Origin of the sequence: Mesorhizobium sp. M0563, assembly GCF_040321065.1 — a bacterium.
In the GTDB taxonomy this organism is placed as follows: domain Bacteria; phylum Pseudomonadota; class Alphaproteobacteria; order Rhizobiales; family Rhizobiaceae; genus Mesorhizobium.
The window spans coordinates 66070-78622 of sequence record NZ_JAMYQV010000026.1; the positions used below are offsets into that span (position 1 = coordinate 66070).

At 63.8% G+C, this 12553-nt stretch carries 11 protein-coding genes; 1 reads left to right on the forward strand and 10 read right to left on the reverse strand.

Features of this window, described 5'->3' with window-relative positions:
- Positions 1-157: 157 nt before the first annotated feature.
- The 7 genes from NKI50_RS26550 to NKI50_RS26580 form a co-directional block, all read right to left on the reverse strand.
- Entirely contained in the window at positions 158-1189 is a 1032-nt protein-coding gene (locus NKI50_RS26550) for a BMP family protein (RefSeq protein ID WP_023721351.1), read from the reverse strand.
- Positions 1190-1356: 167 nt separating this feature from the next.
- Positions 1357-2562, reverse strand: a complete 1206-nt coding sequence (gene pcaF, locus NKI50_RS26555; RefSeq protein ID WP_352494090.1) for a 3-oxoadipyl-CoA thiolase — start codon at positions 2560-2562, stop codon at positions 1357-1359.
- Positions 2563-2702: 140 nt separating this feature from the next.
- The gene (locus NKI50_RS26560) at positions 2703-3464 is read right to left on the reverse strand and encodes an SDR family NAD(P)-dependent oxidoreductase (RefSeq protein WP_023721353.1); all 762 of its coding nucleotides are present in this window, start codon (positions 3462-3464) and stop codon (positions 2703-2705) included.
- Positions 3465-3475: 11 nt separating this feature from the next.
- Positions 3476-4288, reverse strand: a complete 813-nt coding sequence (locus NKI50_RS26565; RefSeq protein WP_023721354.1) for an ABC transporter permease — start codon at positions 4286-4288, stop codon at positions 3476-3478.
- Entirely contained in the window at positions 4288-5151 is an 864-nt protein-coding gene (locus NKI50_RS26570) for an ABC transporter permease (RefSeq protein ID WP_352481004.1), read from the reverse strand. The genes NKI50_RS26565 and NKI50_RS26570 overlap by 1 nt, the downstream gene beginning before the upstream one ends.
- A 76-nt stretch (positions 5152-5227) precedes the next feature.
- Entirely contained in the window at positions 5228-6391 is a 1164-nt protein-coding gene (locus tag NKI50_RS26575; RefSeq protein ID WP_023721356.1) for an ABC transporter substrate-binding protein, read from the reverse strand.
- A complete protein-coding gene (locus NKI50_RS26580) occupies positions 6372-7502 on the reverse strand; it encodes an ABC transporter ATP-binding protein (protein WP_023721357.1) in 1131 nt (376 codons plus the stop codon). The genes NKI50_RS26575 and NKI50_RS26580 overlap by 20 nt, the downstream gene beginning before the upstream one ends.
- 114 nt (positions 7503-7616) lie before the next feature.
- On the opposite strand from NKI50_RS26580, the gene NKI50_RS26585 reads away from it, so the two are divergent.
- The gene (locus tag NKI50_RS26585) at positions 7617-8429 is read left to right on the forward strand and encodes a response regulator transcription factor (RefSeq protein WP_352481005.1); all 813 of its coding nucleotides are present in this window, start codon (positions 7617-7619) and stop codon (positions 8427-8429) included.
- A gap of 8 nt (positions 8430-8437) precedes the next feature.
- Here the strand turns inward: NKI50_RS26585 and NKI50_RS26590 are convergent, their stop codons facing one another.
- From NKI50_RS26590 to NKI50_RS26600, 3 genes are all read right to left on the reverse strand, one after another.
- Positions 8438-10507 (reverse strand): 3-hydroxyacyl-CoA dehydrogenase NAD-binding domain-containing protein, encoded by a 2070-nt coding sequence (locus NKI50_RS26590; protein ID WP_352718055.1) that lies wholly within the window; start codon positions 10505-10507, stop codon positions 8438-8440.
- Positions 10508-10627: 120 nt separating this feature from the next.
- Positions 10628-11575 carry an ABC transporter permease gene (locus NKI50_RS26595; protein ID WP_352641265.1) on the reverse strand — a complete coding sequence of 316 codons (948 nt, stop codon included), beginning with the start codon at positions 11573-11575 and terminating at the stop codon, positions 10628-10630.
- Between the two features lie 2 nt (positions 11576-11577).
- The gene (locus NKI50_RS26600) at positions 11578-12552 is read right to left on the reverse strand and encodes an ABC transporter permease (RefSeq protein WP_352494089.1); all 975 of its coding nucleotides are present in this window, start codon (positions 12550-12552) and stop codon (positions 11578-11580) included.
- Position 12553 lies beyond the last annotated feature (1 nt).

Below are 12553 nucleotides of genomic sequence, written 5' to 3' on the forward strand. Positions count from 1 at the left end.
GATACCCTTCCCCCTTGCGGGGAGGTACCGAGCGAAGCGAGGCGGGAGGGGTCGCCTCAACCGCCTCGACTTTTGACTTAAGAGACGGAGCGCGTCGCGGAGGACCCCACCCGGCCCTGCGGGCCACCCTCCCCTCAAGGGGGAGGGGCGGGCGCACTCAGTCCGAGACCGGCGTATTCTCGTCCACGTCGACTCGGAAATTGCCGTCGAGGATCTCGGCCTTCTTCCTCTCGACCAATTCCTTGACCTCGGCCGGCAGCGTCTTGTCGAATTTATGGTACGGCGCGAGGTAGGAGCCGCCCTTGGCCATGCGCGAGAAATCGCCGTAATCCTGCGCGGTGAAGACCCCGGCCTTGACCAGCTTGATCGCCTGCTCGACGGTCGGATACATGTCCCAGACCGGCCCGGTGATCACCGTGTCGGGGCCGAGGCTCGACTGGTCCGACATGTTGGAGATGGCGAGGATCTTCTTCTCCGCCGCCGCTTCGATGACGCCGAAGCGCTCGGCATAGATGACGTCGACGCCAGCGTCGATCTGGGCAACAGCCGCTTCCTTTGCCTTTGGCGGATCGAAGAACGAGCCGATGAAGGCGACCTTCTTCTTGATGTTGGGATTGACCTCCCTGGCGCCGGCAAAGAAGGCGTTGACCAGCCGGTTCACTTCCGGAATGCCCATAGCCGCGACCGCGCCGATCGTGCCCGATTTCGACATCTTTCCGGCGATCATGCCGGACAGATAGGCCGGCTCGTGAATCCAGTTGTCGAAAACGCCGAAGTTCGGCTCGGCCGGCCCGGCGCCGGAGCCGAACAGGAAGGCGGTCTTCGGGAACTGCTTGGCGGTCCTGCGGGATTCGCGCTCGGCGGCGAAGGCATCGCCCAGCACCAGCTCATAGCCGCCTTGCGCATATTCGCGCATGACACGGCTGAAATCGGCGGTCTGCACCTTCTCCGACCATTTGTACTCGATGCCGAGTTCCTTCTCGGCCTTCTGCAGGGCGACGTGGATCTGGTTGTCCCACGGCTCCTCGATCGGCGTGGCGAAGATCGCCGCCACTTTCAGCTTCTTGGTCTTAGCAAAGGCGCTGCCCGGCAGCATCGCCGCCGCAAGGCCGAGCGCGCCCAGCTCCAGCACGTTGCGTCGCGAAAGCCCTTCGCGTTTCGATTGGATTCTGCTCTTCCCGTTGTCCATTGCATGCCCCTCTGATTGGCGCCGTGTCGAGCCGGCTCTCTTCTCTGGAATATCAGCGAAGGAACTATGGAACGGTGCCCGGCTTTTGTCCACATGGTCAAATTTGAAGGGCGGAACGACGTGGGAATTCGCGCAGCCGCACCTTCAGAACGGCCGGAGTTGCTCGCTCACAATCTCTCCAGCGCCACCGCTATGCCCTGGCCGACACCGATGCACATGGTCGCGAGGCCGTAGCGGCCGCCGCGTTCGCGCAGTTCCAATGCCGCCGTGCCGGTGATGCGCGCCCCGGACATGCCGAGCGGATGGCCGAGCGCGATGGCGCCGCCATTCGGGTTGACGTGCTCCGCATCCTCGGCAATGCCGAGTTGGCGCAGCACGGCGATGCCTTGCGAGGCGAAGGCCTCGTTGAGCTCGATGACATCGAATTGTTGCGGCTCCAGGCCGAGCCGGGCGCATAGCTTCTGCGTGGCCGGCACCGGACCAATGCCCATGATGCGCGGCGCCACGCCGGCGGTGGCACCGCCGAGGATGCGGGCGATCGGCGTCAACCCGTATCTTTTCACGGCGGTTTCCGAGGCGACGATCAGCGCCGCGGCACCATCGTTAACGCCCGACGCGTTGCCGGCCGTAACCGTGCCGCCTTGCCGGAACGGCGTCGGCAATTTGGCCAGCGCCTCGATCGTGGTACCCGAGCGCGGATGTTCGTCCTTCGAGACGACGATCGGGTCACCCTTGCGCTGCGCGATCGTCACCGGCGTGATTTCCTTTGCCAGCCGGCCATTGGCTTGTGCGGCGACCGCCTTGTCCTGGCTGCGCACGGCAAACGCATCCTGGTCGGCGCGAGAGACGGCGAACTCTTCCGCCACGTTCTCGCCCGTCTCCGGCATCGAATCGACGCCGTATTGCTTCTTCATCAGTGGATTGACGAAGCGCCAGCCGATCGTGGTATCGTGAACTTCGGCATTGCGCGAAAACGCGGTCTCGGCCTTCGGCAGCACGAACGGTGCGCGCGACATCGATTCGACGCCGCCGGATATCATCAGCTCCGCCTCGCCGGCCTTGATCGCGCGCGCTGCGATGATGACGGCATCCATGCCCGAACCGCAGAGGCGATTGACGGTCGAGCCGGAAATCTCCTTCGGCAGGCCGGCCAGCAGCAGTACCATGCGCGCCACATTGCGATTGTCCTCACCGGCCTGATTGGCGCAGCCATAGACGACGTCGTCGATGGCAGCCCAGTCGATGCCGGGATTGCGCTCGACCAGCGCCCTCAGCGGGATTGCGCCGAGATCGTCGGCACGCACCGCCGACAACGAACCGCCGAAGCGGCCGATCGGCGTGCGGATATAGTCGCAGATATAGGCCTCGGCCATTATGCAGCTTCCCTTTGCGCTGACGATTTCTGCTCCCGGCCCAGCCATGTTGGCCGCATTCTCCTTGAGACGAAAGCACATCTTGCCGCCGGCCGTTAGGCCAAAGGGAATTTCAGCTCCCGCCCGCCGGGAGCTGCGGATCAGCCGATGCTTTCACCGCCGTCGATCACCAACGCCTGCCCGGTCATGAAGGACGAGCGGTCGGAAACGAGAAACAGGATCGCTTCGGCGATTTCCTGGGCGCTGGCCCAGCGCTGCATGGGGATCTTGGTGCGGACATAGTTTTCGATCGCCGCCCGCCCGCCCATCTGCGCGATAAACGGTTCGTTGAAGGGCGTGTCGACCCAGCCGGGGCACAACGCGTTGACGCGGACATTGTGCCGGGCATAGTCGAGCGACATCTGCCGGGTCATCGCCACCACGGCATGTTTTGAGGTCGCGTAGGCGATCATTTCGCGGTCGTAGAACACACCCGAATTCGAGGCGGTATTCAGGATCACCCCGCCGCCTTGCGCGATCATCGACGGCATGACCAGCCTGGCCGCGAGGAACTGCGCCCGCACATTGATCCGCCAGGAGGCATCCATGCCGTCGGCGCCGACTTCGGTCAGCGTGCCGCCGACCTGGATCCCGGCATGATTGTGCAGGATGTCGATCCGCCGATGCCGGCCCAGCGTTCCTGCGACGAGCTGCTCGACCGCCGCATCGTCGCCGACATCGGTGGCGACGGCTTCGGCCCGACCGCCGGACGCACGAATGTCGGAAGCGGTTGCTTCCCCCGCCGCCTGGTCCCTGTCGGCGATCACCACGAGCGCGCCTTCCCTGGCCATTATCATGGCGCCGGCACGCCCGATCCCCGACCCGGCGCCCGTCACCACGGCGATGCGATCTTTCAGAATCATGTTTTTGTCTTTCAGTGGGATGGTTTTCGCTGGCGCAATTGCCATTGGGCGAGCACCACGAGCAGAACGGAGGCGACGAGCACGATCGTCGCGATGGCATTGATCTCCGGCGTGACCCCGCGCCGGATCGAGGCAAAGACATAGATCGGCAATGTCGTCTGCGCGCCGGCGACGAAAAAAGCGACGATGAAATCGTCGAAGGAGAATGTGAAGGCGAGCAGGAAGCCGGCGACCACCGCCGGCATGATCTGCGGCAACACGATGCTGCGGAACGTCGTCAGCGGGGTGGCGTAAAGATCGCTCGAAGCCTCGACCAGATTGCGGTCGAGGCTGCCGAGGCGCGTGCCGACGATCATCGCCACCAGCGCCATCGAAAACAGCCCGTGCGCGGCGATGATCGAGCCATAGCCGAGCGCCAGGCGCGGTGGCTGATCGTTCGGCCACAGCGAAGCGACAAACGGGTTGACCACCCCGAATAGCTGGACCAGCGCGACCAGCGTCGAGATGCCGATGACGACGCCAGGAACGACGATCGCAGCACCCAAAAGCGCATCGAAGACGGCTCGCGTCCGCGCGCCGACACGCGCCAGGCCAAGCGCCGCCGCGGTGCCGCAGAGTGCCGCGAGCAAGGCGCTGGTCGTGGCGATTAACAGGCTGTTCTTCAGCGCTTCGACCAGGAACGGGTTCGCCAGTGCCTTGCCGTACCATTGCACCGAGAAGCCAGTGAACTCGCTGGCGTGGTGGCCGGCGTTGAACGAGAACAGCACCACCAGCGCGATCGGCAGGTAGAGAAAGGCAAAGACCGCAACGACGAAGGCACGCATCAGATCAGGTCCACCCGGCGGGCACCCGAAAGCCGTGTCGAAATGCGGTTCGCGGCAAGCAGCACGACCACGGAAACCGCTACAAGGGTTATGGCGATTGCCGATCCGAACGGCCAGTTGCGCGATTGCAGGAACAGATCGACCAGCGCGTTGCCGATGAAGAAGACCTTGCCGCCGCCGAGTAGCGTTGGGATCAGATATTCGCCGAGCAACAGGATCATGACCAGCGAGAAGCCGGTCATCACACCTGGCAGCGACAGCCGCAGCGTCACGCCGAGGAATGTCGAGATCGGCGTCGCGCCGAGATCGGCGGAGGCCTCCAGCAGCCGGCGATCGAGCCGCTCGAGGCTGACATAGATCGGCAGGATCATCAGCGGCAGATAACCATAGACGATGCCGAGCAGAACCGCTCCCGGCGTATTGATCAGCCGCACATCCTCCATCCCGACATAGGCCAGCAGAGCTGGGACGCCGCGCCCGCCAAGCACATACATCCAGGCATAAGTCCGCATCAGCAGGCTGGTCCAGAACGGGATGACGACAAGCGCAAGCAGGATCAGCCGCCACCGCTCCGGCGCGCGCAAGGCGAGGTAATAGGCGACCGGATAGGCAACGAGAAGACAGGCCAGTGCACCGGCCGGCGCCAGCACCATGGTGTTCCAGAAGGCGGTCGCCCGCGCCGGAAGATTGGCATACTGCGCCAAGGTGAAAGCGGCCTGATAGCCGCCTTCCGGCGCCCGCTCGCCGACGCTGAAAACGGCGATCGCCACGAACGGCAAAACTAAAAACACCAACAGCCATGCGGTCGCCGGACCGAGCAGCAGGGCGGTCAGGAGATTGTGACGAAGAACATTGCTGCGCATTGAAAAATCGCCCCGATGCCGGCGGACATCTGTCCGCCGGGGGAGTTGCCTGCATCGGACCTTTGGTCGGCCCGGTTCAAGCCGACTTGAAGCGTGCCATCAATTCGGCCCGGCCCGGGTCGGTCAAGGTCGCGGCTGCACCGAATTCGAGTGGCTTGAGCAGATCCGCCGCCGGATAGAGGATCGGATTTTCCAGCACCTCCTTGGGCAGCAGCGCATTGACCCGCGCATCGGTGGAAGGCGCACCGTTGGCCAGGTGCTCCCTGACCGCGACTTTCGGGTTCATCAAATAGTTGAGCAAGGCATAACCCGCAGGCTTGTTGGGCGCATCCTTGGGGATTGCGTAGAAGTCGGTCCAGATCTCGCCGCCTTCCTTGCCAAGCACGTAGGCGATTTCGGGGATGTCGCGGTGGAGCTGCGCCCCGTCATTGGTCCAGCACATCGTCATCCAGGCGTCGCCGGCACGCATCGACGGCTGGTAGTCGCTGGAGACCGCGAACAGATGCGGCTTGACCTTCAGCAGCAATTCCTCCGCCTTGGCGAGTTCGTCCGGCTTCAGCGAGTTGAACGAGAAGCCGAAATATTTCAGCGCGTTGCCGATCGTGGTCAGCTGGTAATCATGAACCATGGTCCGGCCGTCGCCCTCCGCCATCGCCGTGTCCCAGAATTCCTTCCAGCTCGTCATCGGCTTGGCCAGTTTCTTGGTGTTGACGGCAAAGCCGGTGGTGCCCCAATTCTTCGGCACAGCGTAGGTCACGCCGTCGATGGTGCCTTCCCCAGTGAAGCGCGGGTCTTCTTGCGAGCCGTCATAATTGGCAAGCTTGGCCATATCGAGCGCTTCGATGATGCCGAGCTTCTTGTAAGTCGAGATCGTGTAGTTGGTTGGAACGAAAAGGCTCCAGCCCGAGGCGCCGGCCTGCAGCTTGGCCAGCATCTCCTCGTTTGAGCCGAACACATTGACCTCGACGGCAACGCCGGTCTCGGCCTGGAAATTCTCGAACGTCGCCGGGTCGTGATAATTGGGCCAGGTGGCAATCGACATGCGGTCGCCAAGACCTTCCTGGGCGAAAGCCGGCGTCGGCATGATGCCGAGCTCGCGGGCCATCACCGCCGTTGCGATGCCCAGGCCGGTAAGGCCAAGGAACTCGCGGCGGCCGATGGAACCCCGCTTGAGGCGCATCAATTGATCGACGAACTTTTCAGGGCTTATCGGCAGTCCGTCACGATATGATTTCGACATTTTTGTTTTCCCTCTGGTTGGTCCCGTTATTCTCCGGAAACGCCAGCGGCGTTCCGGCTGCAAAGCCGATGGCAACGGGTTCACCCGGCTTGAAGAGATTTCCACCGCCAATCAGATGATCGGCCTTTGCGAGCAGCGTCCCGATGCCCTGGACCTCGATTGCATATTCCGCGGTCGAACCGAGAAAGATCCGGTTGCGGACAAGCCCGTTCAGCCGGCCGCTTCCGGGCGCGCCGAGGCTTAGCGATTCAGGGCGCAGGCTGACCGAAACGGCTTCACCCTGAGCCATCGAAGTCCGCTTGCGCGCGGCAATGACAGTGCCATCGGCAAGCGCCACCTCGACGAGCTTGCCCGAGAGCCCGACGACCTTGCCGCTCAACAGATTGGTCTTGCCGACGAAATCGGCGACAAAGAGGTCGGCGGGTTCGTCGTAGATTTCGCTCGGCTGCCCAAGCTGGACGATACGCCCGCCATTCATGACGCAGACGAAATCGCTCATCGACAGTGCTTCTTCCTGATCGTGGGTGACCAGGACGAAGGTGATGCCGATCTCGCGCTGCAGGTTCTGCAGCTCTATCTGCATGTCGGTGCGCAGCTTCTTGTCGAGCGCCGCCAGGGGCTCGTCGAGCAGCAGCACCGCCGGTTTGTTGACCAGCGCCCGCGCCAGGGCGACACGCTGCTGCTGGCCGCCGGAAAGCTCATGGATCTTGCGGCGTCCATAGCCGGCAAGCCGCACCATGGCGAGCGCCTCGCCTGCTTTCAGGCTGATCTCGCGCGACGACAGGCGCGGCCGCGCCTGGCGCAGGCCATAGGCGATGTTGTCCTCGACATCCAGATGCGGAAACAACGCATATTGCTGGAACACCATGTTGACCGGCCGCCGATAGGGCGGCGTGCCGGCCATGTCGTGGCCACGGATGAATACCGCGCCTTCGCTTGGCTGTTCGAAGCCGCCGATCATGCGCAAACAGGTTGTCTTGCCGCAGCCGGACGGCCCGAGCAAGGCGACAAAGGCAGACGGCGGGATGGCAAGATCGATGCCGCTGACCGCGATCACGCTGCCGTAGCGTTTGGTGACCCCGCGAAACTCGATGTCGGGCACTGCGGTCAAAGCTGCGGGCTCCAGCGGCTAGTTGATCTCGAAACGCTATCAGAGCCAATGGCGGCTAGTATATACCTCCCAGGTGGTATATTTTGTCTATTTTCTCGTCTGGAGGGGTATGAATTGGGCGTTTCGCGCAGCGATGAATACAGCCGGCTCGCTGCGCTCATCGCAGCGACGCGGGAGACCAGCGGCGAGCTTTTCGGCAAGGCAATGGTGGCCTGGCTCCGGCAGCATGTCAGCTTCGATCATTGCGTGATCTTCGGCTATCGCGGCGCCTTACGCCCGCCGCTGCTGTTCGAGACATTCTCGCCGGCCGACAGCCACGTCTTCGTCGCGCTCTATCAGGAAGGGCCTTATCTGCTCGATCCGTTCCACCATGCTGCGGTCGAGCGCAAGGAAGGCTTTTGGCGCATGCGCGAATTGGCGCCGGATCGCTTCTATGCCAGCGAATATTACCGCTCCTATTACAGCCAGACCAGACTTGCGGAGGAGGTCGGCTTTTTTGTGCCGCTGCCGGGAAAGGACGCACTGGTGCTCTCGCTGATGCGATTGCGCGCTTCGGGACCTTTCGGAACCGCCGATGCGAGGTTGCTGCGCGACATGGCGCCTGCGGTGATCAATCTCATCAGGCTGCGCTGGCATGATCTTCCGGCCGACAAACCGGCAGAGACGAAGCAGGACGAAACGATTGCTCCAGTCAGCGAGTTCGAACGTGCTCACATCTGGAAGAGCCTTTCGCTCACGCCGCGCGAACAGCATGTCGTCGACCTGGTGCTTCAGGGCCATTCCACGGAATCAATCGCCAGGGCGATGCGCATCGTGCCGGGAACCGTAAAAGTCCATCGCCGTAACATCTACCGCAAGCTCAAGATCAAATCGCAGGCGGGCCTATTCGCGCGTTTTGTCGAGATCATGGATGCACGGATTCGGTAGTCCCAAGTTCAGCCGGCAGCGCCGTCCCAGGAACCGGTTTCGGCCATTTGCCTGAGCAGAGGTGCCGCCCGGAAGACGTCCTCGCCGGTCTGCTGGTGCCAGTGATCCAACCGCCGGATGATCTTGTCCACGCCTTCGCGGCTTGCCCAGAACATCGGCCCGCCCTTGCCGACCGGGAAGCCATAGCCGTTGACCCAGACGACGTCGATATCGGACGCGCGGGCGGCAATCTGTTCCTCGAGGATTTTGGCGCCCTCGTTGATCATCGGATAGAGCGTGCGCTCGATGATCTCCTCGGCGCCGATTGCCCGCGGTGCAATGCCGCGTTCAGCAGCCTTGTTGTGGATGAGCGCTTCGACCTCCGGATCGGGCAGCGGCGTGCGCGAACCGTTCTCATAGCGATAGAAGCCGCTGCCGGTCTTCTGGCCGAAATGGCCCTGTTCGCACAACGTGTCGGCGATGTCAGCCGTCTGGCCACGCGCCTTGCGGTTGCGCCAGCCTATGTCGAGGCCGGCGAGATCGCTCATCTGGAACGGCCCCATCGGCCAGCCGAAATCGGTGAACACCTGGTCGACCTGGCGCGGCATTGCACCCTCGAGCAGAAGCGCCTCCAGTTCCGCACCCCGCGCCGCCAGCATGCGGTTGCCGACGAAGCCGTGGCAGACGCCGACGACGACCGGCACCTTGCCGATCCGCCGCGCCAGATCGACGATGGTCGTCAGCACGTCCGGCGAGGTCTTGTCGGCGCGGACGATTTCCAGAAGCTTCATGACGTTAGCCGGCGAAAAGAAATGCATGCCAAGGAGATCTTGCGGCCGCGACGTCGAAGCGGCGATCTCGTTGACGTCGAGATAAGAGGTGTTGGTGGCAAGGATCGCGCCCGGTTTGGCCACCGCATCGAGCCTGCCGAATACCTCCTTCTTGACCGCCATTTCCTCGAACACAGCCTCGACGATCAGGTCGCAATCGGCGAGGTCTGCATAGTCGGTGCTGCCCCTGAACAAAGCCAGCCGCTGGCGCTTGGCGTCTTCGCTCAGCGACCCGCGGGTGACGGAAACGGCATAGTTCTTGTCGATCGTCGCCAGCCCGCGTTGCAATGCTTCCTGCGTTGTTTCCAGCAAGGTCACGGGAAGACCGCCATTGGCGAACGCCATGGCGATGCCGCCGCCCATCGTGCCGGCGCCGATGACGCCGACCCGGGCGATCTTGCGCCTGACGACATCCTTGCCGGCAAGCTTTGCCGCCTCACGTTCAGCGAAGAACAAATGCCGCTGCGCGCGTGATTGGTCGCCGGCGACAAGCTTGACGAACAGGTCGCGTTCGGCCGCCAGCGCTTCGTCGAAGGGCAGCGTGAGGGCGTCGCGGACCGACTGCGCACAGGCTATCGGCGCCTCGAGACCGCGCGCTTTGCCCGCAAGCGTTGCCGCCTCCTTGTCGAAGGCCGGCAAGTCGGCCTGGTCGAGGCGATCGTTGCGGTCGCGCACCGGCGTGAACGGACCGCCTTTCGCGGCCGTTTCGCTGGCGAAACTCACCGCTTGCGCGGTCAGGTCGCCATCGAAGACGGCATCCACCAGACCGGCGGCGCGCGCCTCGGCCGCATTGATCGGCGTTCCCGAAACGATCATGCTGAGTGCCTTCAGCGGACCAACCAAGCGCGGCAGGCGAACCGTGCCGCCGCCGCCCGGCAGCAGGCCGAGCTTGACTTCCGGCAGGCCGAGCCTTGCCGCTCGGTCGGCAACACGGAAATGGCAGCCGAGCGCCAGTTCCAGGCCGCCGCCGAGCGCAGTGCCGTGAATGGCGGCGACCGTCGGCTTGGCGATGGTTTCCAGCACGGCGACAATGGCGCGCAATTCCGGCTGCTGCGCCGGTCTGCCGAATTCGGTGATGTCGGCGCCGGCGACGAAGGTCCGCCCGGCGCAGGCTATCACGATTGCTCCCACCGACGGCTCGTCCCGCAGGGAAACGAGCGCCCGCATCAACGGCTCGCGCACATGGAAGCTCAGCGCGTTGACCGGCGGATTGTCGATGGTCACCAGCGCGACGTTGCCGTGCCTTGTAGTGCTGACGAAATCGGGCACGCAAACCTCATACAATGATGTTGGCCAGGAGCCCGACGGGATTTACAGCGCTGGCATGCGGATGGGAACCACATGTTTGCGGGCCGGATCGATATCCTCTCGCCGCCGGGTGGCCTTGCCTTAGCGCAGCGCCTTCTGCCCGCCGGCCGCGGTGATGACGCCGACGATGATCAGCCCGGTCAGCACCAGGCGCACGCCGACGCTTACGCCGAACGTGTTGAGCATGGTCAACAGCAGCACGAGGAACAGCGCCGCGCCCCAGACCCCCGGCACATTGGCCTTGCCGCCGGCTACCGACGTGCCACCGATGACGACGACCGCGATCGACGCCAGCAGATACTCATTGCCGATATCGACATTGGCGCCGCGGAAATAACCGGCGAGCAGTGCACCGTCGAGGCCGCCGAGCGCGCCCGACAGCGTGTAGGTGAGGAAGCGGGTGCGGCCGACATTGACGCCTGCCAGCCAGGCGGCGCGGATGTTCTGGCCGATCGCCAGCACCGAGCGTCCGTAGATCATGCGCTGCAAAACGATGCCGGCGCCGATGGTGAACAGCACGGTCAGGATCGCCAGCACCGGGATACCGAACACCTGCCAGTTGGTGAAATCGGCAAAGCCCGGCGGCGGCTTGATCTGCAAGCCGCGCCCATAGCTGATATCGACTGACTGGATGACGAAGCTGGCCGACAGCGTCGCGATAATCGGCGGAATGCGCAGCGCCCATATCAGCAGGTAGTTGACGGCACCGATCGCCATGCCGCAGGCAAGCGCGGCCAGCAGCCCGACCGCGATCATCGCCTCATTGCCGTCCATGACCTTCATGGCGACAGCACTGGCAAGGCCGATATTGGCCGGCAGCGACAGGTCGACATTGCCCGGCCCGAGCGTGATAACGAACATCTGCCCGACGCCGACGATGACGGTGAAGACGGCGAGCGACAGCGCCGCCGTGATCATCCCGCCTCCGCCATAGCCGCCGGTGAAGGCGATCGTCGCCAACCACACCAGCAGCGCCCCGAAGAACGACCAGATCCAGGGTCTGGCGAGCAGTGTCCGCAGCGAGACCATGCTCACCTCTCCCTGCGGCTGATCAGCACCCGGGCCGCCAGCACGATGATCAGGATGGCGCCATTGGCGGCAACCTGCCAGTCGGGCGGAATGTGCATGAACGTCAGCAGTGGCGATGCGGCCAGCGCCAGCGTCAACGCGCCGATGACGGCGCCGATCGGCGACACCCGGCCGCCGACGAACTCGCCGCCGCCGAGGATGACGCCGGCGATCGAAAGCAACGTGTAGCCATTGCCGATATTGGCATCGGCCGAGGTGGTGATGCCGATCAGCGCCATGCCGGACAAAACGCCGAACAGGCCGGTCAGCGCAAACAGCGCGATTTTGGTACGGAGCAGCGACCAGCCGGCGCGCTTGAGTGCGGCTGAATTGCCGCCCGATCCACGCAGGATGACACCATAGGAGGTGCGCATCAGGCCAAAGTGGACGACCGCCGCGATCAGCAATGCCGCGATGATCGGGAACGGAATGACGGGTGGCTTGAAGGCCATCAGCGCCAGCAGCCAGTCCGGCGCCTTGCCGCCGGGCTTTGGCAGGATCAGGATGGCCAGGCCCTGCCAGACGAAGCTCATGCCGAGCGTCACCACGATCGAGGGCAGGTTGCGCAGATGGATCAGCGCGCCGAGCAGCGCGTAGACACCGATCGACCCGAGCAGGATGACGACGCCGAGCAACGGCGCGTCCTTCAGCCATGTCGCCGTGACGCAGCCGACGAAGCCGACAAAGGTGCCGATTGACAAATCGAGCTCGTTGCCGGCGATGACGAACATCTGCGCGATCGTCGCCAGCGCGATCGGGATCGCCAGATTGAGCATCAGGCTGAAGCCGAAATAGCTGATGGCGCGCGGGTTGAGCCAGGCGATAGCGATGAGCACCAGCGCCAACGACAGTGCCGGCAGCAGGCTGCGCAGCATGCGCGCCCGCCTCGTGGCGCGAGCCGACGATTTTAGCCCATTCTCGATGGATGCCGCCGTCATC